This is a genomic window from Lutimonas halocynthiae (genome assembly GCF_030409835.1).
Taxonomy (GTDB): domain Bacteria; phylum Bacteroidota; class Bacteroidia; order Flavobacteriales; family Flavobacteriaceae; genus Lutimonas; species Lutimonas halocynthiae.
In genome coordinates this window covers 235,059-262,058 of sequence record NZ_JAUFQO010000012.1, presented here as the reverse complement: position 1 = coordinate 262,058, position 27,000 = coordinate 235,059, and the positions used below count along the sequence as shown (strand labels likewise).

The following is a 27,000-nucleotide window of genomic DNA, read 5'->3' as shown; positions in this document are numbered from 1 at the left end:
ATCTAATTGTACAAATTTTATAAGTCTTTGGCATTGGCCACTAATTCGGCAATATCCAAAACTTGTATACTCTTCTCTTGTTCTTTATTCTTTATTCCATCGGTCATCATGGTATTGCAAAACGGACAACCTGTGGCGATAAAGTCTGGTTTGGTTTCAATTGCCTCCTCAGTTCTTTCTACAAATATTTCTTTCTCACCTTTTTCAGCATCTTTAAACATCTGAGCCCCTCCTGCCCCACAACAAAGACCATTCGATTTACATCTTTTCATTTCTACCAACTCTACCTCCAGTTTTCTGATCAGTTCTCTTGGAGCTTCGTAAATGTCATTAGCCCTTCCTAAATAACAAGGGTCATGAAATGTGATGCGCTTTCCGGCATACTTTCCACCTTCTATGCTTATTTTACCTTCTTCAAGAAGTGTTTTAAGGAATTGCGTATGGTGCATAACCTCATAATTTCCTCCTAATTCAGGATACTCGTTTTTTAAAGTATTAAAACAATGAGGGCAAGTCGTTACGATCTTTTTAACCTCATAAGCATTCAATACTTCTATATTTGTCATGGCCTGCATCTGAAAAACAAATTCGTTTCCAGCTCTTTTAGCAGGATCACCGGTACAACTTTCTTCAGTTCCTAATACGGCAAAATCCACTTTGGCTTCAATCAAAATTTTGGCAAAAGCCTTGGTGATCTTTTTGGCCCTGTCATCAAAACTTCCTGCACAACCAACCCAAAACAAAACCTCTGGAGGTTTTCCTTCAGCCATTTTCTCAGCCATTGTTGGTATTACCATACTAATTTAATTTAAATATTTTAAAATTTCTGTTTCTGGTTAAACTTTAATTTAACCATTCTTACTCATCCTTCCAGTTCAGCCTGTCCATTTGGTTGTACTGCCATGGTGCGCCATTATTTTCAACATTGGTCATCATCAGGTTCAATTCCTGAGGTGCCGCTGAATTTTCCATCACAAGATTTCTTCTAAGATCAATGATGATTGATAAAGGATCTATACTGATCGGACATTCGGTAACACAGGCGTTACAACTTGTGCAGGCCCAAATTTCTTCAGCAGAAATAGTATCCAATAATGATTTCCCATCTCCATTCTCTCTGAAATCAGCTTCTCCTTTTTCATCGATATAAGTGCCAACCTCCTCCAGACGATCTCTGGTCTTCATCATAATGGCTCTGGGTGACAACTCTTTTCCTGTCTGATTCGCCGGGCAAACCGAAGTACACCTTCCACACTCTGTACAAGTGTAAGCATTCATCAACTGGACCCAATTCAAATCAATCACATCACTGGCGCCAAATTTTTCAATAGCTTCATCTCCTCCTTCTGGTTCGGCATATGGGTCAGCATCCGGATCCATCATCAGCTTGACTTCTTTTGTTACCGAAGCCAAATTATCAAACCGACCTTCTGGCCATAAATTGGCATAAAATGTATTGGGAAAGGCAAGTAGAATATGCAAGTGTTTTGAATAGTATAAATAATTTAAAAATACCAATATACCCGTGATGTGCAACCACCAGGATCCGCGTTCAATATAAAAAAGGGTTAGTTCATTTTGTGGTAACCATGCTGCTATAAATTGACTTATCGGAAAACTTCCGGCGTCAGCATAATGTATCGCCCCCATCTGCTGCAAGGCATAATCTGAAGCATTCATCAATAAAAACAAACTCATCAATACCACTTCAAAGTACAAAATATACAAGGCATCATTCTTTGGCCATTTGGTCATTTCTTTGTTCCAAAACCTCGGAATCTTTAAAATCATTCTTCTAATCCAGAAAATAATCACTGAAACCAAAACCAAAAACGCCAAAATCTCAAATGACCCTATTAAAAAGTCATAGAAACCTCCTGCAAAAGCAAAAACTCTATGCGTCCCGAACAGGCCATCAATAATGATTTCAAGCACCTCAATGTTGATAATCACAAAACCTACATAGACTATAATATGAAGTAAACCTGCAACAGGTCGTTTCACCATTTTTGACTGGCCAAGAGCAATTCTTCCCATATTAGCCCAACGTTCGGCGCTTTGGTCAGTTCTGTCAATATCTTTTCCCAGGCCAATATTACGGCTCAATTTCCTTATGTTTTTCACAAAGAAACCTATCCCTGCAAGCAACAGAATGGCAAATAAAATATTCGGTAAATAAGACATAGTAAGCTATCTATACATTGCTTTAACATTGAAGCACACCTTGCTTCAACAGCATTTAAAAGTAAAGATAATCAAACAGGAAGAAATACAAAATTATAAATAGTTATTAACTACTCTTTTATGGGCTCTTCAATGGGCTCTTCATAAGGTTTTTCCTTCTTCCCAAAGACTGATAAGTGCACAAATCTTTTTGGGTGTTCTTTCACCTCTTTCAGCAACTCTTCTAACTCTTTAGATGAGTTTGTTAAGTTGTCATAGAGCGCTTCATCCTGCATAAGTTTACCCAGGGTTCCTTTACCAGCGCTAACGCTGTCCAAAATAACATTGAAGCTTTCAAGAGAATGCTGTAATTCGGCTACCGTAGCACCAATATTTACAGCCTGAATTGAATCAGATATTTGCGCAAAATTATGAACAGTTTTGTTGGCACCCATCAAGATACTATCGATCTGACCTCCTTCATTGGTCATTTGTTCTAAATTATGAGCTGTCCTTTTAAAATTGCTAAGTATGGTATTCATACTTTGAAGAGATGCTTTAATATTTTTTTGATTCTCAGCATCCATCACCTTATTGATGTTTTGCATCACAGAATCTGTATGCACAACAAAACTCTCAACCTTAGATTGCAAGGGAGCAATTTGTTCGTTGATCATACTCATTATTCCAGAATCCACCTCGCCAACCAGCGTATCACCACTAACAGCCATGTCTCCTTCATCAATCGCAATATTTATTTTAAGAGATTTTCCACTAATAAAATCAGGACTATATATTTGAGCTACACTGTTAACCGAGAATTCAATGTCATTGCTTAAATTCAAATGTGCCACTAAAACCCCTTTTTTTTCTGGATGAAATGTAATTTCAGAAACCGTTCCTACTTTTAATCCATTAATGGTAATCGCACTTTTTGGCGCCAAACCTTGTACATTGGTATATTCCGCATAAAAAGTTCTTGTTTTGTCGTATAAACTTCTATTCTTCATGAAGTTATACCCCCAAATTGATAGGACAATAATAATTACCGCAATAACTCCGGTTTTAAGTTCTCTTGATACAGTCAAAATAGTGCTCTTAGTTAAACAATATTACTCATTATTTTTTTGCTTAGGCCAGCCTTCTTCTTTTCTTTTGAATCAAATAATACAGACACACCCACTTTCCAACGCTTTTAGCAAGCCTTTATTTTAAAGTCACTAATTAATAACATCAGATACCTTAATCCGTTCGTTTCCTTTAAAAGCAACCACAAAAGCTGTTTTGAATCCAGCTTTCCTCGCCTCGCTCTGCAACTTCACTATTTGGTCAAAATCGGAACTCTTGCCATAATAATACTTATAACTACTTCCTATTTTACCTCGCTCTACTCCTTTTAATCCTTTGAAATTATATGATTTTGTTTCCAGCTTCTTATTTCCTGAAGCGATTTGAACCTTAAAATCAATACCGGGATAAACATTTTCCGCTTCCTTAACTAAAGGCTTTTCTTCGACAACCAAATTCTCGTCTATATTTTTCTTATAAGCCTTAATCGCTGTAAAAATAGCACCCGAAACCTTATCCTGACCACTATTAGAATTTAAAAAAGCTCCTTCATCAGTATTTGTTATAAAACCAGTTTCTATCAATACACTTGGCATATAAGTTTGGTGCAGCACCACAAAACCAGCCTGCTTCACCCCTCTGTCTTTTCTTTTAAGATCATCCCTAAAGTTGGTTTGTATTTTACTCGCCAATGTCAAACTCTGATCAAGAAATTCCTCTTGCATCAAAGTCATCCCTATAACTGCTTCTGGCGAATTCGGATCAAAACCTTCATACTTCTCCTCATAATTATCCTCCAGGAAGATTACAGAATTCTCGAGTTTGGCCACCTCAAAATTTTGTTTGTTTGCGTGCAGTCCTAATACATATGTCTCTGTACCATAGGCCTGTGTATGAAAAGCATTACAATGAATAGACAAAAACAAATCTGCATCTGCTTCATTGGCTATACGGCCTCTTTCCTTCAAGTCTAAAAAAACATCTGTCTTTCTTGTGTAAATAACCTCGACATCTTCAAGAGACTCAAGTTTCTTACCTAACTTGAGCACAACGCTTAAGGCAATGTCTTTCTCGTAATATTTCTTTGCGGCCTTTCCTGGATCCTTTCCTCCATGACCCGCATCAAGCACAACTACAAATTTATCCTGCGCATAGGATTCCGACATACCAAGGGTCATTGTCAAAACAAACAACACGAGGGTTAATATCGAAGTAAATTCTCTTTTTTTTTCTAATTTCATCATGCTCATTATCCTTCTAGTTTTTCATTTTTATGTTAATACCACTGAAAAAATATATGTAAGTTTGTAACTTTAAAAAAATTGACATTTTTTTACAAAAATACTATTTATAGCATTGTATACAAATTTAAGATACTTACTTTTCTTTACCTTATTTTTTTGTTTTGTAAATCAAGCGGCTTTTAGTCAGATAGTACAAGATAAAGACAGTGCCGAAGACAATATAAAAAGTACTGACAGTTTAAGGATTTTAGAACCTGCGAATCCTTCCCTAACGGCTATAGACACTAGCAAAACAGACAGTGTGGCCGTAACACAAGAATATCTTGAAGACAATATTATTCATAGATCTAAAGATTATCTTTCAAATGATTTTGTCAATCAAAAGGCTACACTTTATGACGAAGCCGAATTATATTACAAAGATATAGAGCTTAAAGCCGGGAAGATCATTATCGATTATAAAAACAGTCTTGCCATTGCTACTGGTATTTATGACACGGCTGGTGTTTACATCCAAAGACCTCAATTTCAGCAGGGTGACCAAGCTTCTACACAAGATTCATTGATTTATAACTTCCAGAATGAAAAGGCGCTGATCTATAATTCAAGAACAGAGCAACAAGGCATGATTATCACCGGTGATATTTCAAAAAAGGAAAATGACAGCACCTTTTACATCAACAGAGCCCGGTTTACCACCTCCCAAAAAGAAAAACCTGACTATTACGTGCAAACCAATAATATCAAAATTGTACCAGACAGTAAAATTGTAGGAGGAGTGAGTAACCTTGTTATTTCGGATGTGCCAACTCCTTTGGTCTTACCCTTCTTTTATTCGCCACTTACTAGTGGAAGGGCTTCTGGTTTTATTATTCCAGTCTGGGGTCAAAATAACAATCAGGGCTACTTTTTACAAAACGGTGGATATTATTTTGCTGTAAACGATTATTTTGACTTGGCAATCCTGGGGGATATATATACCAATGGTAGCTGGGGTTTGAGGGCAGAATCCAATTACAATCTAAGATATAAATTTACAGGTAATTTTAGTTTTAGATATGAAAACCTGATCAACAGTCAAAAAGGTTTTCCTGATTATAGCAAATCAACTAATTTCTTTATTCGTTGGACGCATAGTCAATCGGCAACTTCGAATCCAAATTCAAGATTCTCGGCTTCCGTAAATTTTGGTAGTAGTAGCTTTTTTCAGGAATCTATTAACGAATCTAGTTCACCTTATTACCTAACCAATACTTTTGCCTCTTCAGTTTCTTACTATAAAAAATTCGTGGGTACACCATTCAATATGAATGCATCGATGACCCACACCCAGAATACAAATACAGAGCGCATTGACATGAACCTACCATCATTGGTAGTAAACATGGATAGGATTTACCCTTTCGCTCCGAAAGTAGGATCTAAAAAGAATTCACTGCAAAACATTGGTGTCACCTATGCAATGAATGCTCAAAACAGGATTTCAACTACCGATGAAGAGTTTGGTACAGCCAAAATGTTTGATGAAGCACAATCTGGAGTAAGGCACGATGTGTCAATGAGTACCAATGCCAAAGCATTAAAATTTATAAGCCTTGCACCAACTGTTGTATATAGAGATGTCTGGTATTTTAAGACCATCGATAAATATTGGGATGATACAATTAATGAGGTCGTTACGGATACCATTAGTGGGTTTGACAGCTATAGAGAATATTCAGCTGGTATTTCTGCCAGTACTACCGTATATGGAATGTTAAACTTTAAAAAAGGTAAGATACAGGCCTTAAGGCATGTAATGCGGCCTTCCGTTTCTTATAGTTACCGACCTGATTTTAGTAATTATTATGACGAATATCAAGCCAGTATTGACCCTGAAGACATCAGAGAATATACCCGCTTTCAAAATGGAATTTACGGCACGCCTTCAAAAGGGCTTTCCAGCTCAATAGGAATGTCTTTAAACAATACACTTGAAGCCAAAGTTGCTTCGAAAGATCCGGATGATGATGAACCTCGAAAAATAAAGATCTTAAACAACCTGAACTTATCAACAAGTTATAATATAGCTGCTGACTCATTACACTGGAGCCCATTGAGAATGACAGCTGGTACCCAAATACTTAAGAACAAATTGGGAATCAATTTAAACGCCTCCTTTGACCCCTATGCATTGAATGCTAACGGATCTAGAATAGGTATTTACAATATCAATAATGGTGGTAGTTTGTTGCGTTTTACCAATGCAAATTTAACAGCCAATTATTCGATTACGAGCAAGGATATTGGGAAAGATGCAAAAGGCGGTAGCGGATCAGGATCTGGAGGAGTCAACGCTGATAATGGCCCGAGTATGTTTGGCGAAAGCCTGACAAACAGAAACCAAAATGTCAATACTGACGAAGAAAAAGTTAAAAAAACAACCCTGTATAAAACTGAAATGCCCTGGGATCTTAGAGTCAGGTATTCACTTACCTATAATAATACTCGGGCACAAAATGAAATTACGGCTAATTCTGTACAAATTTCCGGAAACCTAGAATTTTCTCCAAAATGGAGAGTTGGCGTATCCTCGGGTTATGATTTTGAAAGCAGCGGTATTACCTATACCCAGCTAAGGTTTGAGCGAGACTTAGACAGCTGGCGCTTTAGTTTTAACTGGGTCCCGTTTGGAGACCGAGCTACCTACTACTTCTTTATCGGTATCAAATCAGGACCGCTTAGTGACTTGAAATACGACCAACGAAAAGTCCCGGATAGAGCCTTGTTTTAATCTCGAAGCGTTTTATAGCGAGCCGCTTCATAGCGAGCCGCTCGGAGGTGAAGCCTTCACCTCCGAAGGGTTCGCAAGTGAACCCTTCACATCTCATCACCTCACCTCCCATCACCTCACCTCCGATCACCTCACCTCCGAGCGGCTCGCGAGAAAATTATCACTAAATTTACAAAGCTTTAAAATTTACTTATGAAAAAAATAATCGAAACTCACAACGCACCGGCACCTATCGGGCCATATTCACAAGCCGTAGTGTTTGATGACACCTTGTATACTTCAGGACAAATTGCCATAGACCCTGCAACTGGTGAGCTGATATCTGGCGATATTACAATGGAAACGAAACAGGTTATGCATAATATTGGAGCAGTTTTAAAAGCAGCTGGAATGGATTTTCAAAACGTATTAAAAACCAGCATCTTTATTAAAGACATGAATGACTTTCAAAAAATAAATGAGGTATATGGCTCATTTTTCGATGAGGCAACCGCTCCTGCTCGTGAAACTGTTGAAGTGGCCAGATTACCAAAAGACGTAAATGTTGAAATCTCAGTATTGGCCAGAAAATAAGCTGACTTAATAAATCTTAAACAACGCTTATTTTGAGACTTTAGAAGCGTGATAAGCAGCAAGTGTAACAATTGGGTGTCTAACGATTTTACCTAAAGTCAGGTCGTACTCACCTAATACATCTACGATTTCATCATGAAGAAAATGAGCAATTGACCCTACGAAATAAACAGGTACGTTTTTACATTCCTCAAATTGCATAATTTGATTTTCTACAAAAAATCTTATCCCGTCTTTAATGATTTTTTGAGCATAATCACTTGACTTATTTTCGATCAAAAATCTTCCAACGCTTGCGAGGTAAGTATTCGGATTGTCTTTTTTATAAAGATTAGTTTTAATTGTATCTGGCGATAAATCGTACTCAGATTCGAATTTTTTTGCTAAATCTTTCGGCATTGTGCCATAAGCATGGTCTTTTATAATTTGCTTCCCATAAAAATTTCCACTGGCAGAATCCATAAGCATATAGCCTAAAGAAACTATTTTCTGATGCGTTTCTTTACCATCAAAATAACTACAATTAGATCCTGTTCCTAAAATACATACAACACCTGGCGTATCAGTCTGCAATGACTTTACAGCAGCAATCGTGTCTTCATAAATCTCTATGTATGCATTGGTAAAAATATCTTCAAAAAGTGCTTTCAAATAATCAGCAGCCTTTTTTGTTCCACACCCGGCACCATAAAAGTAGATCTCTTTAACATCTTCCTTAATCTCAAAAAGCTCCTTTTTCGTAATCACCCTATCATAAAGTGTTTCTCTTGAGAATACCGCAGGGTTTAATCCATCTGTATCGATTTTGAAATGTGTCTCTCCCTTGTCGTTAATCGCAATCCAATTCGTTTTGGTTGAACCACTATCTGCTACTAATATCATGTGTGAAAATTTGAAATGTAAAAATAAAAAATGCTATTCAATATTAACTGATATTTATTATATATTATCAAAAAGTTAACAAAATAATACGATATCGTTTTCGTTGAATTTACTTGATATATGAACGAATGGCAAGTTCATAGCTCTGCAATCCAAAGCCTGCAATAATACCTTTTACGTTGGGCGCGATATACGAAGTATGTCGAAAAGACTCCCTCTCATACACATTCGAAATATGTACCTCAACTACTGGAGTCTCCACGCCTTTTACCGCATCTCCTATGCCCACAGAGGTATGTGTATAGGCTGCAGCATTCAAGATTATCCCGTCATATGAAAATCCTGTTTCATGTATCTTATCAATAAGCTCGCCTTCAATATTTGACTGAAAATAGGTCAATTCAATGTCTTTAAATTGAGATTGCAATTGTCTAAAATAATCCTCAAAGGAATTGCTCCCATAAATTTCAGGTTCACGTTTACCGAGTAAATTTAAATTCGGGCCGTTGATAATGATTATCTTCATGAATAACTTATTTTAGAACTTTGTATTAACTTTCTTACATGACTGTAATCAGAAACAAAGAATAATTGGTACCTGTTGCCAAAAATAGCATAATTTTACAATTAGCTTACGAAATTCGCATGAATATTGATCAATCTACACACTTAAAACCATGACTTGGAAAGATGCTATAAAAGATTATCAGTACTTTTTAAAGATTGAAAGGGGGCTCTCAGAGAACTCTATCAGTGCGTATAGTCAAGACATTCTGAAGTTGACAAAATTTCTGAATGAAAATGAACTTACCATTTCACCAGACAAAATCACTTCAGACATTCTTGAAAGGTTTGTTTACAGCAATGCAAAGATTATTGCTCCCAGGTCACAAGCCAGGATGATTTCAGGTCTGCGCAACTTCTTTGACTATTTAATATTTGAAGATTACCGGAAAGAAAACCCCACAGACCTGCTTGAAGCGCCGAAAATAGGAAGAAAATTACCCGATACCTTGTCAGAAAATGAAATCAATGAGATCATTTCTCAAATTGATTTAAGCAAGCCTGAGGGCGAACGCAACAGGGCCATGATAGAAACTTTATATAGCTGCGGGCTTCGTGTAACTGAGATGATTCAATTGAAAATTTCTGATCTTTTTTTTGAGGAAGGATTCATCAGGGTGATTGGTAAAGGAAACAAACAACGATTTGTACCTATCAATTCATATATGATCAAACTCATCGAAAATTACAAGAACCTCATCCGTTCAAGAATCAAAATTCAAAAAGGTCATGAAGACACCATCTTTTTGAATAGAAGAGGCAAACAAATTAGCCGTAATATGGTTTTTATGATATTAAAAGATTTGACAGAGAAAGCTGGTATACACAAAACAGTGAGCCCACATACGCTCCGGCATTCTTTCGCTACCCACCTTCTTGAAAATGGTGCTGATTTAAGAGCCATACAACAAATGTTAGGACATGAAAGTATCACGACCACTGAGATCTACATGCATCTAGACAAAAGCCACTTGAAACAGGTGGTTGAAAAATACCATCCCCGAAAATAATACAACATTAAATAAAGAGAAGCCGTGTACTATTAAGAATACATTTTTTCTCTCAGTTCCTTTATCGTATCATTCTCCAGGTATTCATCAAAGGTCATATACCTGTCAATAACCCCTTTTGGCGTGATCTCGACGATCCTGTTGGCTACAGTCTGAGCAAACTCATGATCATGTGTTGAAAATATCACTGTTCCTTTAAAGTTAACCAAGGCATTGTTAAAAGCTTGAATAGATTCTAGATCAAGGTGGTTTGTTGGCTCATCGATTAAAAGAACATTAGCCCTTTTCATCATCATTCTTGACAACATACACCTCACTTTTTCTCCTCCAGAAAGTACATTACTCTTTTTAAGGGCTTCATCACCGCTAAAAATCATTTTACCAAGAAACCCTCTGATCTGTACTTCTTCTCTTTCTTCTTCTGTTTTTGCATATTGTCTCAACCAATCAACCAGACTGAGATCGTTCTTAAAAAAAGGTGCATTTTCTAGAGGCAGATATCCTTGAGTTGTAGTCACACCCCATTTATAGTCTCCGGAATCCGGCTCGGCACTTCCAGAGATAATCTCATAAAATGCGGTTGCAGCTCTTGATGCTTTGGATAACAATACAATTTTATCTCCTTTGGTAAGGTTTAAATTGATCTTATCAAATAGCAATTCTCCTTCGAAACTTTTTGACAAATTCTCAACGTGAAGAATTTGATCTCCCGCCTCACGTTCCTGATCAAATATTATGGCTGGATACCTTCTGCTTGAAGGTTTAATATCCGAAATATTTAATTTTTCAATCATTTTTTTTCTACTGGTTGCCTGTTTAGATTTGGCAACATTCGCAGAAAATCTTCTGATAAATTCTTCTAATTCTTTTTTCTTATCCTCAGCCTTTTTATTCTGCTGCGCTCTTTGTTTGGCTGCTAACTGACTAGATTCATACCAGAAAGTATAATTTCCTGAATACTGATTTATTTTCCCAAAATCAATATCCGAAATATTCGTACACACCGCATCCAAAAAGTGACGGTCATGCGACACAACGATTACCGTATTATCAAAATTAGCTAAGAAGTTCTCTAACCAGCCAATTGTTTCAAAATCAAGATCATTAGTAGGCTCATCCATGATTAACAAATCAGGAGATCCAAACAAAGCCTGTGCAATAAGCACCCTTACCTTAGACTTTCCATCAAGATCAGCCATATTTGTATAATGCATATCTTCTGCAATACCTAAAGAGGATAATAAATTTGCCGCCTCACTTTCAGCTGTCCAGCCACCCATTTCTTCAAAATCAGCACCTAATTCACCGGCTAAGACACCGTCTTCTTCTGAAAAATCTGGTTTTGCATATACTTCATCCAGACGCTTTTTCAATTCATAAAGTGGCTTGTTCCCCATCATCACCGTTTCTAGCACTGGGTATTCATTATAAGCGAAGTGATCCTGTGAAAGCACAGACATTCTTTTCCCCTTTTCCAGATGCACTGAACCAGAAGTTGGATCCATATCACCTGAAATTATTTTTAAAAAAGTAGATTTTCCAGACCCGTTAGCGCCAATAATACCATAACAATTGCCATGCGTGAATTTGGTATTCACCTCATCAAACAAAATTCTTTTCCCGAATTGCACGGATAAATTGGATACAGTTAACATGTGTTTTTATTTTTTTTTGCAAAACTAAGTAATTTAGTCAGATATATTGACTTAACATATCATATTATTTTAGCTCTTAAGACTGTTAAAAACAGTATGGAATCTTTGGCTTTACGTTAATTTTTTTAACCTTTTTCTCTCTAATTTTTAACATCACATTAACAAGAGCACCTGAGGTATATTAGTACATTTGTCTATCATGTCTAAAATAATTTATTTGAAAAAAAGTTACTTTTCGCAGCCTATCTCATTGCTTTCGCTGCTTTTCTTACTATTCACTTTTTCCAGTTGTGACAACAAGGAGGAAAAGGGATATACTTATTTTGCTGGTAAAATTAAAAACCCGAAAGATAAATTTGTGTATTTGACCAAAGGCAAGAAAATACTTGATTCTGCCAAAATCAATGATCATCACAAATTTTCTTTTAAAATTGACTCCCTTGAGCTCGGTCTATATACATTTAAACACGGAGCAGAATTTCAATACTTATACCTTGAACCTAAAGACAGTCTTCTCTTGTATCTAAATACCTGGGATTTTGATGAATCATTAATCTTTAGTGGTAAGGGAAGTGCAAAAAATAATTATTTGATTAATCTATATCTGGAACAAGAAAAAGTTGAAAAAGATTTCAAGCACAATTATAAACTAAATGAAGCCGAATTTTCGGAAGTGATTGACCAAGGCATTAAAAAAGAACTCGAAGCATATAACCACTTTCTATCTAATGAAGAAGAGGCACCTTCTGAATTTTTTGATAAATTGGTGAAAACGGGTATTTATGTTCCCTTCTTTTTTTATAAAGAAAGATATGCATACAACCATAAAAAAGCCTTGGGTCTTGATAAAGCTCCTGAGCTTAGTGATGATTTTTATGACTACAGAAAATTGATAGAACTCAATGACGAATCCTTATTGGATTATAGTTGGAACTTGGCCTTTATTAATAATTTTTTATATAACCTGGCCCATGATGAGAAAATGAAAGATCCGGAGAACAGGATCTTTGAACTCGAATTCATGAAAGTGGTTGATAACAGGATTCATGTTGAAGATTTTAAAAATTCTCTTTTGGCCAAAGGTGTTTGGGGCTCTTTATCGAATAAAAACCTCTCAAAAGAAGAAACTGATAAAGTATATGCCTATTTCTTTGAAAATTGCAGTGATGAAGCATATAAAGCAGAATTAAAAAAATCCATTGCCCAAAAAGAAAAGATTGCTTGCGGAGAGGATTTTCCAACCCTTACCGCTTATGGCGTAGATAATTCTGAAGTTGAAATCAATAAACTGATCAAGGATTCAAATGCAGTGATCTATTTCTGGCCTACAGAATTAGGAAGAATAGAGTTATTAAAAGAAAAGCTCCATTATTTAGAAAAGCACCACCCTGAAGTTGTTTTTATCGGCATAGAAAGAAACAAAACTGATGAAGAATGGAAAAAATTTGTTAGCTCAAAAAAACTACCTGAAGGCAGTCAGTTTAAACTAGCCAAAGATTCTGAATCTTATGATTGGTATGAAGGTGATATGGCAAGAACTATAATTGTCAATAATGAAGGAAAGGTTGAAAATGGCTATGTGTTCTTCCTTGACAGTAACCTAAACTACTATTTGAAAAGCATTAATAAACACTAATTTATAGCATACTTCAGTAAATTAGTCTTATTTTTGCAAACTCTTAACATAAAACGGACTATTTATTTGCAAACCAGAGCTTTACAAATAGATAAAGTTTTGCAAATAAAATATATGTCGATATTTAAAGAGCTTGGCTTGAGCCAGGCAATTGTTGATTCATTAATCGAATTAGGTTATGAACAACCCACAGAAATTCAGAAGTTAGCCATTCCACAAATTTTAGGTTCAAAAGATGATTTAAAAGCTTTTGCCCAAACAGGAACCGGTAAAACTGCTGCATTTAGTTTACCAATTCTTGAGCAAATTGATACTTCAAACAAAAACACTCAGGCTATCATCCTTTCTCCTACAAGAGAACTGGCGATTCAGATCGCAAAAAATGTCAATGAATTTTCTAAAAACATAAACAGTCTAAAAACTATTGCGGTTTATGGAGGTGCCAATATTGAAGAGCAAATCAGGCCTTTAAAAAGAGGTGTACATATTGTTGTGGGTACGCCCGGAAGAACCTTAGATTTGATCAAAAGAAGGGTTTTAAACTTAGAAAGTATTCAGTGGTTGGTCTTAGATGAGGCTGATGAAATGCTTAACATGGGTTTCAAAGAAGAATTGGATAAGATTCTTGAAAGCACCCCTAAAACAAAACAAACATTATTGTTTTCTGCTACCTTCCCTAGAGAGGTTGAAGCCATAGCAAGAAACTATATGAACAAGCCTATTGAAATGTCAGCAGGCCAAAAAAATGTTGGAGCTGATAGCGTTGAGCATGAATTTTTTCAGGTGACAGATAGAAATCGTTACCCTGCTTTAAAAAGAATTGCTGATGTAAATCCTGATATTTACTCTATCGTTTTCTGTAGAACAAGAAGAGAAACAAAAGAAATTGCTGAAAAACTGATCGATGACGGATATAGTGCTGATGCATTACACGGTGATCTATCTCAGGCGCAACGTGACTTGGTTATGCAGAAATTCAGAACTAAGCACCTTCAAATTCTTGTTGCAACAGATGTTGCAGCCAGAGGTTTGGATGTAAATGACCTGACGCATGTAATCAATTACAAATTACCTGATCAGACTGAAAACTACACACATAGAAGTGGAAGAACCGGGAGAGCTGGAAAAAAAGGTATTTCAGTCGCGATCATTACAAGTAAAGAACGCAATAAACTTAAACCAATAGAAAGAAAAATTCAGAAGCAATTTGTTCAGAAACAGGTTCCTAACGGAAAAGAGATCTGTGAGGTGCAATTGTATAAATTGATCGATAAGATCCATGATATTGAAGTTAATGAAAAGGATATAAAGGATTACCTTCCGGATATCTATGAAAAACTTCATGAACTTGACAGGGAAGAATTGATCAAAAAATTTGTCTCTATTGAATTTAACCAGTTCCTTTCTTACTATAAAGATGCTAGAGATTTAAATAACAGTGACGCTCCTAATGACAGAAGAAGATCTGGAGATGAGTCATTAACTCGTTTTTATATCAACCAAGGGAAAATGGACAACCTTACTCCTGCCCGTTTAATTGGTTTTATTAATGAGTGTTTAAGAAAAAGAGACGTAGAGATAGGTCAAATTGAAATTTTAAAGAGTTTCTCATTTTTCGAAATAGACAAGAATTTTTCACCTGATGTTTTAGAAAAAATGAATGGTGCAGATTTCAATGATAGAAGCGTTATTGTTGAAGTAACTTCTAAGCCTAAAGGAGGCGGAGGCGGAAGACGTCGATCGTCTGATAAAGGTGGATTTGGTAGAAAAGATTCGAAATTTAAGAAAAATGATGATTACAAACCAAGAAGAAAAAGTCCAGCTGAAAGTGGTGGTAGACGTAAAAGGCGTTAATACCAAACCCATTGCATAGAATATATCAACAAAAAAGGTTGAAAGTGAGCTCATTGAGATCAAACTTTCAACCTTTTTACATTTTGTCTTGTTGCGATATAAAATACCGCTCAAGTATTTTTGTTACTACCTTCTTGAGTAATTAGGTGCCTCCTTAGTAATGGTTACATTATGAGGATGGCTTTCAGAAATCCCTGAAGAAGTAATTCTTACAAAGTTAGCATTCTTATGTGCCTCAATATCTTTACTGCCACAATACCCCATTCCTGCCTTTAGACCTCCCAAAAACTGGTGCATGGTTTCATAAACTTCTCCTTTATAAGGTACGCGCCCTACAATTCCTTCTGGAACTAATTTTTTAACATCGTCCTCTACATCCTGGAAATAACGGTCTTTTGAACCTTTCTGCATGGCTTCAATCGATCCCATTCCACGGTATGATTTGAATTTTCTTCCTTCAAATATAATGGTCTCACCTGGCGACTCTTTTGTTCCTGCAAGTAATGATCCTAACATTACGGTATCCGCACCAGCGGCAATAGCTTTTGGAATATCCCCTGTATACCTGATACCACCATCAGCAATTACCGGTACGCCTGTTCCTTTTATCGCAGCAGCTACTTCCATGACAGCAGATAACTGTGGAAATCCAACTCCAGCAACAACTCGTGTCGTACAAATAGAACCTGGCCCTATTCCTACTTTAACGGCATCGGCTCCGGCTTCAACCAAAAACTTTGCGGCATTACCTGTTGCTATATTTCCAACGATGATATCCGTTTGAGGGTATTTTGCTTTGATCTCTTTTAAAACAAGCGCAACTCCTTTGCTATGACCATGTGCCGTATCAATTACCAAGGCATCAACTCCCTCATTAATAAGTCCTTCTGCTCGCTCCATAGAATCTCCGGTAACCCCTATTGCAGCGGCAACTCGTAACCTTCCATAGGTATCTTTATTGGCTTGTGGATTCTCACTAACTTTGATGATATCTCGATAAGTAATCAATCCTACTAATAATCCTTCTGGACTAACAACAGGTAATTTTTCAATTTTATGATCCTGAAGAATCATTTCAGCTTGCTTTAAAGAAGTTCCTTCTTTAGCCGTGATCAAATTCTCAGAAGTCATCACTTCGTAAATCTTTCTGTCATTGTTGTTCTCGAAACGCAAATCACGATTCGTAATGATCCCTATAAGCTCTCCTGCTTCATTAACAACTGGTATGCCTCCAATCTTGTACTTAGTCATTAAAGACTTGGCATGAGCCACTGTTTTGTCTTTGGTCAGCGTAATTGGATCGATTATCATCCCTGATTCTGATCGTTTCACTTTTTTAACCTCTTCAGCTTGCTTGGCGATGGTCATGTTTTTATGCAAAATACCTATCCCGCCTTCACGAGCCATTGCTATGGCCATAGCTGATTCAGTCACCGTATCCATGGCAGCGGATATGATTGGAGAATTGATCGTAATATTTTTTGTGAATTTGGTTTGAATGCTTACTTCACGAGGTAAAACTTCTGAATAAGCGGGTACCAATAGTACATCATCGTAAGTAAGTCCTTCAAGTAAAATTTTGGGAGTAGTCATAGAACGCAATTAGAATTTAATTGCGTGCAAATTTACGACTTTAAATTGGATAGAAAAAACCAAAGATCAATTAAAGCATTTTCTCTTGAGAACCTTTTTCTTTTAAAGGGATAAGGCAATCCTTAATAATGAGCACACTCATTAAAAGCAAAGAGAAAACCATCAAGCTCCCTGAGATCATAATAACGTACTTGAACCAGGTCAGCCCTTTCCATAATATATAAATCCCTCCAAAAGTTAACAACAACGAAACAAAAGGCTCAAACATTAAGAAGGCCTTCGTTTTTGAGTTCACCTTGGTCATATATAGTAACACCCCAAGCACAAAGAAAATTAAGGATAATGACAAAATATGGTTATGCACAAGGGTTAATACTTCTTGTTCTGATTTTTTAAAATGCATGATTTCGGCTTCTTCATCTTCTTCATTGCCGAGGTAATTTTGTTCAATACCCTCTGCATTAAGTGAAGTGGTTACCCGGACGAAATTAAAGCCTGTAAAAAACCCAACATTGAGCAAGAGCACAAAGCAGATCACAAAAATTCTAAATTGTAAAGACATCTGACCAATAGTACCTCTCAAATCCATATCTAAAATTATAAGGGTAATTTTGAAAGATCCTTTAAAAGGCAGTTAACTTCTTTGCACATCGATACGGCAGAAATGGTTGCACCTGAGATCCCTATGATGTCTTTTCCATATTTTAATGTAGTTTCCCTGTCAGTGCCATCAAACTGCCTTAACCATCGCTTGCTGCTAATTTCTCCCCCATAATCTTCACGATAGGCCAGTATTTTTATTTTCTTAATAATTAGTGCTTCATCAAAAATCACCACATAGTCAAAATCATCAGCCTTACTAGGTGCTTTACCAAAATAAAAATATCCAATATGGTTTTCACCATCGATGATCTTAAAAAACCCATCTGCATCAAAATCATTACTCATTTGACTTAATACGGATGCTTCAATAATCATGGGCATTTTGTCATAGGCCTTAATGTCAAACACCATTAACACTTCCTTATCTATCTTTTTGAGATAGTTTTTTGGAATGTCAGCTGGTGACAGCAAACTAATAATTGTCAGTATGTAAATAAAAAGCTTCATATAAAATGCGCTTCTCCCCTAATTTGGAAGAAAGCGCAAAGATAGTATTTTTAGAACATTACACCGATTCCGGCATTAAACATGTTATCTGGATTAGATCCTTCAACAGCATCGTTAAACCATTGATAATCGGTTTTTATCGCAACACCCGGGGCAATTTTAAAATCAAGTCCTAAGGTTATATTATTTCTGTCAAAGGCAGCATTCCGCTCTAAATCACCTTCAGTGGCGGCATGTGTATCATACATTTCATAACGAGAAAAAATGTTTAAAGCCTTTGTTGATTTCTTGCTTATAAGCGGTAAAAAATTATATGCTGCTTCTACGTATAATCCGTTTAACTCAGATCCCAGGTCCTTTCCCGTTAAATTGTTATAATCTTCTGTACCAGATAAACTTGTATAAATAAATTGACCTCTAAATCCTAAGTTTCTGTAGTTGTAAGAAGCATTCAATCCTAGCATAGTAACACCAACTGTTGAACCTTCAACGCTTGGGTCATCTGATTGGGTCTCACCAAAGTATCCTGCTACACCAACTTTTAAGCCTAGTATACCGTAATAATCAAGTTTTATAGAAAGGTTAGGGTTGTGAATCACTGATTCTGCCCCTTTTTGACGTCCTTTTCTCAATCCATCAACACCTCTCAGTGTTCCTTCTCCATCTTTATATGAGATAAATCCGTTAAAAATATAAGCCTGATACTTTAATGAGGCATTTTGTAAGTTACCTGTTGCTCCAATTCCCAGCTCTCGCCAAGTTGTAGGAACGATATACTTATCAAGACCTGGTCGTTCAACACCATAAAAAACAGGTGGTTCATGGTATTCGTTAACATAACCCATTGGTACTAACATCAATCCACCACGCACATTAAATGCAGTACTAAAACTGTAGTTCACAAAAGCCTGTTCAACATAAACCTCTTTCACATGTTCAAGCTCAATTTCTGTTAAAAAACTTACTTTATCACTGAATTTGTAACCAAAAAGCAATACGAGTCGATGAACATCTAACTTCCCAGGTGCTGCACCATCTGGTTCGTTATAATCTATTTGTGCGTATCCCCCGAGAGTTAATTTACTTGGGTTATTATATCCTAATCTATTTAAAACTCTAAGCGAGTCTTGTTGACTATCCTGTTGTGCATAAGTCGCAAATGTTAACAGTACAAAAGCAACTAATAATTTGAATTTCATTCGGTAAAATTTAACTTATTCTTATTTAGATTAATTATAAATTAGATATATCTAAGGCAAATGTAAAGGGAAATATTTAATCGGCAAAGGCTTATTTAGAATAATTTTAAATAAGATGACAAATGTCATGTTTATATACCTTTCAGACTGAAAATGATCCTGATTTATATGTATATTTACCCCATGTCTAGCCTATCAAAACTGTTAGTAATTATTCAATTCTCTTGCCTGCTCTATCTCGTTTTATTTACAAAAAATCTGGGGAACGGTATTTTTTTGATCATACAAATGATAGGGCTTTCCCTGGCATTGTGGTCAGTATTTGTGATGGGAATTGGCCGCTTCAACATACAGCCTGAAGTAAAAAAAGAGGCCCGACTCATTACAAAAGGACCATATAAAGTGCTCAGAAATCCTATGTATTCTGGTTTGATTCTCTTTTTTGGAGCGACGGTATTTCAAACCTTGGATATTGTTCACATATCTGTTTTTGTCATTTTAATCATCGTATTACTTTATAAAATAATACTTGAAGAAAAATATTTATCTCAAAAATTCGGTTCGAGTTATAATGAGTACAAAGAAAAATCCTACAGATTGTTCCCTTTTATTTTTTGAAGTTTTTTCCTGCTAATCCTGTTCTCCTGTATTTGGTAAATTCTGACTTGCACTCCGAAGATTCATTAATCTTTGAGAGGTACTAATAGGGCGCATTGTTCTTTAAAATTTGCGAAGAATATGCTACCAAAATATTCTATTTTTTCATACCTCAATTATTACAAAATTCAATACATTTACCGAGTATAAAAATTAATTTATTATGAAAAATATGAAGACTTTTTTAATAGTGATTGTTTTGTTTTTTGCTATTGGGAGCAGCGTTTCTGCGCAGGAAAATCACGGAAATGCCTTGAATGCCTTTGTTAAATTTGGCGATAATTCAAGCCTTGGGGCTTTTTATGAATTCCAGGTTCATCCTGATATCACAGTATCTCCAGAAGCCAGAATCTGGTTTGGAGACGATTCACAATTTGCCATAGGAGCCAGAGCCGATTATTACTTTGACAGAATCTTTAAATTAGCCGAACCTTGGGATATTTGGGGTGGTGCAGGAGCCGGATTTGTGATAGATGGTAATGACAATTTCAGTTTTAATATTCACGCAGGTGGTGAGTATAAATTTAATGAAACTTGGGGTCTGATCTTAGAAATCGGAGGCGGAAGCGCTTTTTCCGGAGGTCTAGGTGTAGGTATTCACTTATAAGATTACTATACTATAATTTGAGGCAGCTCTGCGAAATTCGCAGAGCTGTTTTTGTTTATTTTAGAATATAATTCTTAAGTTTGAGATTCATTAAAAAGCCTTGTTTTATGCAAATTTTAGGTATCGATATTGGTGGAACCGGTATTAAAGGAGCAATAGTTGACACAACAACTGGTGAATTAAAGACTGAAAAATTCAGACTCCCTACTCCACGGCCTGCACTACCTGTAGAAGTTGCTAAAACCGTTCATCAAATTGTAGATCATTTTAATTGGAAAGGTGAAGTTGGCGCAGGTTTTCCTACGCCTCTTTTTCATGGCAAATGCCTTAGTGGAGGAAATCTCCATAGAGACTGGAAAGGAGTTCAAGCTGATGAGCTTTTTAAAAGTGTTACTGGTCTTGAGTTTACAGTGATTAATGATGCTGATGCTGCGGCGGAAGCTGAAATGCATTTTGGAGCAGGTAAGGGAAAAGACGGCCTTGTTGCAGTAATCACCCTGGGAACCGGAATTGGAAGTGGATTGTTTTTTAATGGCGTGCTTATTCCTAATTCAGAGTTGGGCCATGTTGTTTATAAAGGAGAGCCTTTTGAAAAATATGCTGCTGATTCTATCAGAAAGAAGGAAGACTTGAGCTACCAAAAATGGGGTAAACGCCTAAACAAATACTTTCAACATATCGAATTGATTCTTTCACCAGATTTATTTATCATCGGTGGTGGTGCAAGTAAAAAGATCGATAGATTTCAAGATCAGATTGATATCCGAACCAAAATGATTCCTGCAGAAAACAAAAATGAAGCTGGAATTATCGGAGCTGCTGTTGGCGCTTTTGACGAAGTGGGCTAAGCTTTAACTCAACCAAATACTTTCATAGCTTCATTATAAGCAGTTTCAAACCGCAATGGATTGATTCCTGAATTCTCTTTTCTAGCCGTAAAAAAAGATAGTAATTTTTCTGTAGGCATATTCCCCGTCAGTTCATCCTTAGCCATAGGACATCCGCCAAAGCCTTTGATAGCACCATCAAATCTATTACACCCTGCATCGAATGCAGCACTTACCTTCTCATGCCAGCCTTCAGGATTTGTATGCATATGTGCTCCAAATTCAATTTCTGGATACATGGGTATCAGGTTTTCAAACAAGTAACTGATTGTTTTTCCATCGGCCACCCCAATTGTATCTGATAAAGACAAGATTTTAATCCCAAGATTAGCCAAAGTAGCAGTCCACTCTCCAACGATATCAATATTCCAAGGGTCACCATAAGGATTTCCAAAGCCCATCGATAAATAAGCCACTACTTCTTTTTTGTGCGTATTGGCAAGCTTCATGATTCCCTCTAAAGTAACTAATGATTGCGCAATGGTTTTACCCGTATTTCTCATTTGAAAGTTTTCCGAAATAGAAAAAGGGTAGCCTAAATAATCTATTTGATCAAATTGACAAGCATCATTTGCACCTCTCACATTGGCAACAATAGCAAGTAGTTTTGAATCTGTATTGTCAAGATCAAGCATCGACAATACTTCAGCTGTATCCCGCATCTGCGGAATGGCCTTTGGCGATACAAAACTTCCAAAATCAATGGTGTCAAATCCTACTTTTAACAAGGCATTGATATACCTGACCTTATCCGCAGTAGGGATAAAATGGCTTTTAATGCCTTGCATGGCATCTCGCGGGCATTCAATAATTTTGATTCGACTCATCAAATCAAATATAGATAATAATGACCAATAGCAGTTCCCAAGCTTCCTTAATTTTAATTTGCGAAGGGTTCGGAGGTGAAGGGTTCGCAAGTGAACCCTTCACCTCCGAACCCTTGGCTATCATCTGATCACCTCAGTTCCGATCACCTCACCTCCGAGGTGATCGGAACTGAGGTGATCAGAGATCAATTAACTATCAGCAGCCATAAGGAACATTGGTTTCATCTCGAAGCGGTTATAATGAGGTCTTAGTCTTTCAATATTATAATATTTCTCCACATTGACGATTTTTTTGGAATTGGTAACGACATCCAGAGGTACATCGTCGTACCTTCCGTTTTTCAATACGACCAATCTACCATGGAATCCTCCCAGGATAAGATCCAGAGCCAGGTTACCAAAAGCCATGGGTACAATAGAGTCAACCGCATCCGGATCGCCACCGCGAACCAAATAGCCTAATTTTTGGTTGATAATATTGATGGTTTTTCCTTTGTTAAAACTAGCGGTTAAATTTTTCATTTCGGCAGAGACCACATCACCTATCCCGCCTAATTTGGCGTGACCAAACATGTCTTTTTCTGAATTTTGAAACATCATTTCCCCGCCTTTAAACATGGCTCCCTCTGAAACGAGTACCACCGAATACTTACTAGGGTTATTGTTTCTGTCCTGTACCAATAGTTCTGTCAAATGGGGAATGTCAAATTCATGTTCAGGAATTACGCAGCGATTTGCAGCGCCCGCCATAGCAGGTAACATGGCCGTAAATCCGGCATATCTTCCGAAAACTTCCATCACAAGTATCCTTTCGTGAGACCCGGCTGAAGTTCTGAGGTTATTGGTCATATGAATCGTTCTTGTCACGCAGGTACTAAAACCAATGCAATAATCAGTACCAGGCACATCATTATCCATGGTTTTTGGAATAGCAACTACTTTCACACCTTCTTTATATAACCTAACGCCATAACTTAAAGTGTCATCACCTCCAATTGGAATCAAAAAATCTACACCAAGCCATTCTAAATTCTTGATCACTTCTGGGGTAAGGTCATTAACTTCCTCGTTATAAGAATCCTTTAAATGCTCAGGAACATTTGCTTTAGGCATCTTACTTGGTTTTGTTCGAGAAGAATGTAAAAACGTCCCTCCTGTTCTACCTGCCTTATTTACAATATCATTGGTCAATAGCATAAAACTTTTACTGTTATCCGCCTTTTTATCCCGAATCAATTCAGTTATTCCTGCCCAACCTCTGCGCAAACCAATTACTTTAAATCCTTCACGATTTGCGCGTATGGTAATTGCACGAATTGCCGGGTTAAGACCAGGTACATCACCACCACCAGTTAGAATAGCGATGATCCCTCTTATTTTTTTTGTATGAGCCATAAAACAAATTTTAGAAATTAATGAACATAATGATCCTTTGAAATTCAAATTTTCAAAACTGAATTTCAGATATTTATAAAAGAAATACTCAGATCAATTTTTAACTATGGTTAAAGTTAAGAAAACATTTTGCAAAAATTATGACAATTATTAGGAAAGTTAAGCCCTTTTAGGAATGCGTATTAAAGCTAAAATCTTGAGATAGAAGCAAAAAAAAAGCTACTTCTGTTGAAGTAGCTTTTTAAAAATATATTTTCTAATGCTTATAAAGAAGCAGAATATTCTAGAAGGTCTACAATTTTTGTAGAATAACCATACTCATTATCATACCAAGACACAACTTTTACAAAAGTATCTGTCAAAGCAATTCCTGCTTTAGCATCAAAAACCGAAGTTCTTGTTTCACCAACAAAATCCTGAGATACTACCAATTCTTCAGTATATCCTAAAATTCCTTTTAATTCGCCTTCAGAAGCATCTTTCATTGCCTTACAAACTTCTTCATAAGAAACAGACTTCCCTAGGTTCACTGTAAGATCAACTACAGAAACATCCATAGTTGGAACTCTGAATGACATACCAGTAAGTTTACCATTTAATGATGGGATAACTTTACCTACTGCTTTAGCTGCACCTGTAGATGAAGGAATAATATTATGAAGGGCAGCTCTACCACCTCTCCAGTCTTTCAAAGAAGGACCGTCAACCGTTTTTTGAGTTGCCGTAGTTGCATGAATAGTAGTCATCAAACCATCGGTAATCTCAAAATTGTCATGAAGCACTTTGGCTATAGGCGCCAAACAGTTTGTAGTACATGAAGCATTTGAAAAGATATTTTCTTCAGCAGTTAGCTCTTTATGATTCACTCCCATTACATACATAGGTGCATCAGCAGATGGAGCAGAAATAACAACTTTCTTAGCTCCTGCCTTTAAATGTAAACCTGCTTTTTCCTTTGTAGTAAAAATACCTGTTGCATCAATTACATACTCAGCACCGATCTCATCCCATTTAAGGTCTTCAGGGTTACGCTCAGCAGAAATTCTAACTTCCTTACCGTTTACAATTAGTTTACCATCTTTTACTTCAACAGTTCCGTCAAATCTTCCGTGTACGGAATCATACTTTAACATATATGCCAAATAATCAACGTCCAATAGATCATTGATACCGACAACTTGTACATTTTCTCTTTGTGCCGCGACTCTGAAAGCAAGTCTTCCTATTCTTCCGAATCCGTTAATTCCGATTTTAATCATTTCGTAATTATTTTAAAATTAAATTTATTTATACTGACATAATATCAGATATCCTCAATATTTCGTTAGGAATTTTATGGTGTTCCTTAACTGCATTTTCTAAATCCACCGCGACCATTTGATTATTCTGTACACCAACCATTTTGTTAGTTTGGTTATCCAAAAGTAATTCTACAGCCTTCACACCCATTCTACTCGCTAATACACGATCAAAACAACTTGGTGAACCACCTCGTTGCATGTGCCCTAAAATGGAAACCCTTACATCATATTCTGGTAAATTCTTTTCAACATAATCAGCCAATTCAAAAACATTTGCTCCTGTTTTATCACCTTCAGCAACTACTACAAGACTTGAAGATTTTCCAGATCTGCGGCTTTTCTCCAAAGATTCAAGCAAACGATCTAATCCAAGATCTTCTTCAGGAATCAATATTTCTTCAGCCCCAGCACCAATTCCAGTATTCAAGGCAATATAACCAGACTGCCTACCCATCACTTCAACAAAAAACAATCTATTGTGAGAACTCGCTGTGTCACGAATCTTATCGATTACTTCAACAGCTGTATTTAAAGCTGTATCATACCCAATCGTATAATCTGTTCCAAAAATATCATTATCAATGGTTCCGGGAATTCCGATCACTGGAAAATCATATTCTTGACTAAAGATCATTCCACCTGTGAAAGACCCGTCTCCTCCTACTACAACCAAAGCATCTACCTCATGCTTCTTCAAGCTTTCATAAGCCTTCTTTCTTCCTTCAATCGTACGAAATTCTTTGGATCTGGCTGTTTTCAAAACAGTCCCACCTTTCTGAATAATATGGTGCACATCACGAGCTGAAAAAGGAACTATATCTCCTTCAATCATACCCTGATAACCTCTATAAATCCCAACGCTTTCTAACTTATAATAAGCACATGCACGAACTACAGCTCTAATGGCGGCATTCATCCCTGGAGAATCACCTCCTGAGGTCATGACAGCAACTTTTCTAATAAATTTCTTCATATTCTTTTTAAAAACACACAAAAATAATAATAAAAAAGCGCATTTTGATACGAATAGCAAGATTTAAACGAAATCGATTGCGAAAGTTCAATTTTAAAGATTTGGGGACAGTAAATAAGCTTTTGAAGGCCAGCGAACTAATAAATTATTTAGTGATCTCTGCCCGGATGATCAGCCATAAAGGTTTCGATGCATCTCCTGTCTTGAAGGGTAACAAAACATTGTTTGCCATCCTTTCCTCCGAAGGCTATATTGGTGGGTTTTTTGCCTTTAAGAGAGACTTCTCTGATAATCGATCCTGCTGGGTTTAAAACAACCACTTTTCCTGCGTCATATCGGCAAACATAAATATTCCCTTGATTATCACAACGCATCCCATCCATCCCAAAATCACTGAATTCATAAAACAGCGTTTTGTTACTTGGATTTCCGTCAGCATCCAGGTTATAAGACCATATCTTTCTTTGTACTGATTCGTTTACATACAGTTTTTTACCGTCAGGGGAAACTTCGACACCATTAGTCGTTCCCATTTCAGCCTCGAGTAAAGAGAATCCGGTTTCATCAACTTTCCACAAGTTACCTGTACTTTCCTTCCAGTTTGGATCGCTTGCATAAAGTGTTCCATTAGGCGAAATGGCCAGGTCATTCGGCTGATTCAGATCAGGGTGATGTGCATAAACTTGAACCTCCTTCTTCCCTTTAGGAATCATCAAAACATTGTGATTAACATAATCAGCAATGTACATATTGTCTTGTTTATCAAAACGAATTCCATTGCCAACACTACCGTTCGGCAACTCAATAAAAACAGATGCATTGCCTTGCATGTCAACGATACCTATCGTACCCTCCTTTTCAAAATTTACCGCATACAAGTTATTTTCACTATCTACAGCCGGGCCTTCAATTCCTCCTGTAAAAATCATTTCTTTGGTGAAATCAGCACTTTTATCAGCGGGCTCACAAGCCACTATAATTAAGAATAAGGAAACTGCACCGAGAATTGATTTAATAATGTTCATATAG

The 27,000-nt window shown here is 36.6% G+C and carries 24 protein-coding genes; 8 read left to right on the top strand and 16 right to left on the bottom strand.

Annotated elements, in window-relative coordinates:
- Positions 1–17: 17 nt before the first annotated feature.
- The 4 genes from QWY87_RS12740 to QWY87_RS12725 all read right to left on the bottom strand — a co-directional run bounded on the left by QWY87_RS12740 (position 18) and on the right by QWY87_RS12725 (position 4,475).
- Positions 18–797, bottom strand: a complete 780-nt coding sequence (locus QWY87_RS12740) for a (Fe-S)-binding protein (protein ID WP_435389539.1) — start codon at positions 795–797, stop codon at positions 18–20.
- Positions 798–858: 61 nt separating this feature from the next.
- The gene (locus tag QWY87_RS12735) at positions 859–2,184 is read right to left on the bottom strand and encodes a 4Fe-4S dicluster domain-containing protein (RefSeq protein ID WP_290291775.1); all 1,326 of its coding nucleotides are present in this window, start codon (positions 2,182–2,184) and stop codon (positions 859–861) included.
- A gap of 110 nt (positions 2,185–2,294) precedes the next feature.
- Positions 2,295–3,251, bottom strand: a complete 957-nt coding sequence (locus tag QWY87_RS12730; RefSeq protein ID WP_290291773.1) for an MlaD family protein — start codon at positions 3,249–3,251, stop codon at positions 2,295–2,297.
- 132 nt (positions 3,252–3,383) lie between these two features.
- Positions 3,384–4,475: an N-acetylmuramoyl-L-alanine amidase family protein gene (locus tag QWY87_RS12725; protein ID WP_290291770.1), complete on the bottom strand. Its 1,092-nt coding sequence runs from the start codon at positions 4,473–4,475 to the stop codon at positions 3,384–3,386.
- 112 nt (positions 4,476–4,587) lie between these two features.
- On the opposite strand from QWY87_RS12725, the gene QWY87_RS12720 reads away from it, so the two are divergent.
- Positions 4,588–7,248 carry a putative LPS assembly protein LptD gene (locus QWY87_RS12720; protein ID WP_290291768.1) on the top strand — a complete coding sequence of 887 codons (2,661 nt, stop codon included), beginning with the start codon at positions 4,588–4,590 and terminating at the stop codon, positions 7,246–7,248.
- Between the two features lie 192 nt (positions 7,249–7,440).
- Positions 7,441–7,821, top strand: a complete 381-nt coding sequence (locus tag QWY87_RS12715; protein WP_290291766.1) for a RidA family protein — start codon at positions 7,441–7,443, stop codon at positions 7,819–7,821.
- A 27-nt stretch (positions 7,822–7,848) separates the two neighbouring features.
- On the opposite strand, the gene QWY87_RS12710 is transcribed toward QWY87_RS12715, so the two are convergent.
- Positions 7,849–8,703, bottom strand: a complete 855-nt coding sequence (locus QWY87_RS12710; protein ID WP_290291763.1) for an N-acetylglucosamine kinase — start codon at positions 8,701–8,703, stop codon at positions 7,849–7,851.
- Positions 8,704–8,812: 109 nt separating this feature from the next.
- The gene (gene aroQ, locus QWY87_RS12705) at positions 8,813–9,229 is read right to left on the bottom strand and encodes a type II 3-dehydroquinate dehydratase (RefSeq protein ID WP_290291762.1); all 417 of its coding nucleotides are present in this window, start codon (positions 9,227–9,229) and stop codon (positions 8,813–8,815) included.
- Between the two features lie 151 nt (positions 9,230–9,380).
- On the opposite strand from aroQ, the gene xerD reads away from it, so the two are divergent.
- Positions 9,381–10,277, top strand: a complete 897-nt coding sequence (xerD, locus tag QWY87_RS12700; protein ID WP_290291761.1) for a site-specific tyrosine recombinase XerD — start codon at positions 9,381–9,383, stop codon at positions 10,275–10,277.
- A gap of 32 nt (positions 10,278–10,309) precedes the next feature.
- Here the strand turns inward: xerD and QWY87_RS12695 are convergent, their stop codons facing one another.
- Positions 10,310–11,932 carry an ABC-F family ATP-binding cassette domain-containing protein gene (locus tag QWY87_RS12695; RefSeq protein ID WP_290291759.1) on the bottom strand — a complete coding sequence of 541 codons (1,623 nt, stop codon included), beginning with the start codon at positions 11,930–11,932 and terminating at the stop codon, positions 10,310–10,312.
- Between the two features lie 217 nt (positions 11,933–12,149).
- On the opposite strand from QWY87_RS12695, the gene QWY87_RS12690 reads away from it, so the two are divergent.
- Positions 12,150–13,568 carry a DUF4369 domain-containing protein gene (locus QWY87_RS12690; RefSeq protein WP_290291758.1) on the top strand — a complete coding sequence of 473 codons (1,419 nt, stop codon included), beginning with the start codon at positions 12,150–12,152 and terminating at the stop codon, positions 13,566–13,568.
- A gap of 114 nt (positions 13,569–13,682) precedes the next feature.
- A complete protein-coding gene (locus tag QWY87_RS12685; protein WP_290291755.1) occupies positions 13,683–15,422 on the top strand; it encodes a DEAD/DEAH box helicase in 1,740 nt (579 codons plus the stop codon).
- A 126-nt stretch (positions 15,423–15,548) separates the two neighbouring features.
- Here QWY87_RS12685 and guaB read toward each other — a convergent pair whose 3' ends face one another.
- From guaB to QWY87_RS12665, 4 genes are all read right to left on the bottom strand, one after another.
- On the bottom strand, positions 15,549–17,015 hold the full coding sequence (guaB, locus tag QWY87_RS12680) for an IMP dehydrogenase (RefSeq protein WP_290291753.1): 1,467 nt from the start codon (positions 17,013–17,015) through the stop codon (positions 15,549–15,551).
- A gap of 70 nt (positions 17,016–17,085) precedes the next feature.
- Positions 17,086–17,604 carry an Aq_1264-related membrane protein gene (locus QWY87_RS12675; protein WP_290291749.1) on the bottom strand — a complete coding sequence of 173 codons (519 nt, stop codon included), beginning with the start codon at positions 17,602–17,604 and terminating at the stop codon, positions 17,086–17,088.
- 8 nt (positions 17,605–17,612) lie between these two features.
- Positions 17,613–18,125 carry an FMN-binding protein gene (locus QWY87_RS12670; protein ID WP_290291748.1) on the bottom strand — a complete coding sequence of 171 codons (513 nt, stop codon included), beginning with the start codon at positions 18,123–18,125 and terminating at the stop codon, positions 17,613–17,615.
- A gap of 50 nt (positions 18,126–18,175) precedes the next feature.
- Complete coding sequence (locus tag QWY87_RS12665) at positions 18,176–19,324, bottom strand: putative porin (RefSeq protein WP_290291745.1); 1,149 nt, start codon at positions 19,322–19,324, stop codon at positions 18,176–18,178.
- A 183-nt stretch (positions 19,325–19,507) separates the two neighbouring features.
- Here QWY87_RS12665 and QWY87_RS12660 point away from each other — a divergent pair, with 183 nt between their 5' ends.
- The 3 genes from QWY87_RS12660 to ppgK all read left to right on the top strand — a co-directional run bounded on the left by QWY87_RS12660 (position 19,508) and on the right by ppgK (position 21,436).
- Entirely contained in the window at positions 19,508–19,942 is a 435-nt protein-coding gene (locus QWY87_RS12660; RefSeq protein ID WP_290291744.1) for a methyltransferase family protein, read from the top strand.
- Between the two features lie 202 nt (positions 19,943–20,144).
- Positions 20,145–20,588 carry a hypothetical protein gene (locus QWY87_RS12655; protein WP_290291739.1) on the top strand — a complete coding sequence of 148 codons (444 nt, stop codon included), beginning with the start codon at positions 20,145–20,147 and terminating at the stop codon, positions 20,586–20,588.
- 107 nt (positions 20,589–20,695) lie between these two features.
- Positions 20,696–21,436, top strand: coding sequence for a polyphosphate--glucose phosphotransferase (gene ppgK / locus QWY87_RS12650; RefSeq protein WP_290291736.1), 741 nt, complete (start codon positions 20,696–20,698; stop codon positions 21,434–21,436).
- Between the two features lie 8 nt (positions 21,437–21,444).
- On the opposite strand, the gene QWY87_RS12645 is transcribed toward ppgK, so the two are convergent.
- The 5 genes from QWY87_RS12645 to QWY87_RS12625 form a co-directional block, all read right to left on the bottom strand.
- Complete coding sequence (locus QWY87_RS12645) at positions 21,445–22,302, bottom strand: hydroxymethylglutaryl-CoA lyase (RefSeq protein WP_290291733.1); 858 nt, start codon at positions 22,300–22,302, stop codon at positions 21,445–21,447.
- Between the two features lie 189 nt (positions 22,303–22,491).
- Entirely contained in the window at positions 22,492–23,697 is a 1,206-nt protein-coding gene (locus QWY87_RS12640) for a 6-phosphofructokinase (protein WP_290291731.1), read from the bottom strand.
- A gap of 263 nt (positions 23,698–23,960) precedes the next feature.
- Positions 23,961–24,956: a type I glyceraldehyde-3-phosphate dehydrogenase gene (gene gap / locus QWY87_RS12635; RefSeq protein WP_290291728.1), complete on the bottom strand. Its 996-nt coding sequence runs from the start codon at positions 24,954–24,956 to the stop codon at positions 23,961–23,963.
- A 28-nt stretch (positions 24,957–24,984) separates the two neighbouring features.
- A complete protein-coding gene (gene pfkA / locus QWY87_RS12630) occupies positions 24,985–25,971 on the bottom strand; it encodes a 6-phosphofructokinase (RefSeq protein WP_290291726.1) in 987 nt (328 codons plus the stop codon).
- A 149-nt stretch (positions 25,972–26,120) separates the two neighbouring features.
- The gene (locus QWY87_RS12625) at positions 26,121–26,996 is read right to left on the bottom strand and encodes an SMP-30/gluconolactonase/LRE family protein (protein ID WP_290291725.1); all 876 of its coding nucleotides are present in this window, start codon (positions 26,994–26,996) and stop codon (positions 26,121–26,123) included.
- Positions 26,997–27,000: the final 4 nt, after the last annotated feature.

What these genes read in the sequence shown, in the direction of transcription:
- QWY87_RS12740 (WP_435389539.1), bottom strand. Translation starts at nt 797, where the DNA reads ATGGTAATACCAACAATGGCTGAGAAAATGGCTGAAGGAAAACCTCCA.
- QWY87_RS12735 (WP_290291775.1), bottom strand. Translation starts at nt 2,184, where the DNA reads ATGTCTTATTTACCGAATATTTTATTTGCCATTCTGTTGCTTGCAGGG.
- QWY87_RS12725 (WP_290291770.1), bottom strand. Translation starts at nt 4,475, where the DNA reads ATGATGAAATTAGAAAAAAAAAGAGAATTTACTTCGATATTAACCCTC.
- QWY87_RS12715 (WP_290291766.1), top strand. Translation starts at nt 7,441, where the DNA reads ATGAAAAAAATAATCGAAACTCACAACGCACCGGCACCTATCGGGCCA.
- QWY87_RS12710 (WP_290291763.1), bottom strand. Translation starts at nt 8,703, where the DNA reads ATGATATTAGTAGCAGATAGTGGTTCAACCAAAACGAATTGGATTGCG.
- aroQ (WP_290291762.1), bottom strand. Translation starts at nt 9,229, where the DNA reads ATGAAGATAATCATTATCAACGGCCCGAATTTAAATTTACTCGGTAAA.
- xerD (WP_290291761.1), top strand. Translation starts at nt 9,381, where the DNA reads ATGACTTGGAAAGATGCTATAAAAGATTATCAGTACTTTTTAAAGATT.
- QWY87_RS12695 (WP_290291759.1), bottom strand. Translation starts at nt 11,932, where the DNA reads ATGTTAACTGTATCCAATTTATCCGTGCAATTCGGGAAAAGAATTTTG.
- QWY87_RS12685 (WP_290291755.1), top strand. Translation starts at nt 13,683, where the DNA reads ATGTCGATATTTAAAGAGCTTGGCTTGAGCCAGGCAATTGTTGATTCA.
- guaB (WP_290291753.1), bottom strand. Translation starts at nt 17,015, where the DNA reads ATGACTACTCCCAAAATTTTACTTGAAGGACTTACTTACGATGATGTA.
- QWY87_RS12675 (WP_290291749.1), bottom strand. Translation starts at nt 17,604, where the DNA reads ATGGATTTGAGAGGTACTATTGGTCAGATGTCTTTACAATTTAGAATT.
- QWY87_RS12670 (WP_290291748.1), bottom strand. Translation starts at nt 18,125, where the DNA reads ATGAAGCTTTTTATTTACATACTGACAATTATTAGTTTGCTGTCACCA.
- QWY87_RS12665 (WP_290291745.1), bottom strand. Translation starts at nt 19,324, where the DNA reads ATGAAATTCAAATTATTAGTTGCTTTTGTACTGTTAACATTTGCGACT.
- QWY87_RS12660 (WP_290291744.1), top strand. Translation starts at nt 19,508, where the DNA reads ATGTCTAGCCTATCAAAACTGTTAGTAATTATTCAATTCTCTTGCCTG.
- QWY87_RS12655 (WP_290291739.1), top strand. Translation starts at nt 20,145, where the DNA reads ATGAAAAATATGAAGACTTTTTTAATAGTGATTGTTTTGTTTTTTGCT.
- ppgK (WP_290291736.1), top strand. Translation starts at nt 20,696, where the DNA reads ATGCAAATTTTAGGTATCGATATTGGTGGAACCGGTATTAAAGGAGCA.
- QWY87_RS12645 (WP_290291733.1), bottom strand. Translation starts at nt 22,302, where the DNA reads ATGAGTCGAATCAAAATTATTGAATGCCCGCGAGATGCCATGCAAGGC.
- QWY87_RS12640 (WP_290291731.1), bottom strand. Translation starts at nt 23,697, where the DNA reads ATGGCTCATACAAAAAAAATAAGAGGGATCATCGCTATTCTAACTGGT.
- gap (WP_290291728.1), bottom strand. Translation starts at nt 24,956, where the DNA reads ATGATTAAAATCGGAATTAACGGATTCGGAAGAATAGGAAGACTTGCT.
- pfkA (WP_290291726.1), bottom strand. Translation starts at nt 25,971, where the DNA reads ATGAAGAAATTTATTAGAAAAGTTGCTGTCATGACCTCAGGAGGTGAT.
- QWY87_RS12625 (WP_290291725.1), bottom strand. Translation starts at nt 26,996, where the DNA reads ATGAACATTATTAAATCAATTCTCGGTGCAGTTTCCTTATTCTTAATT.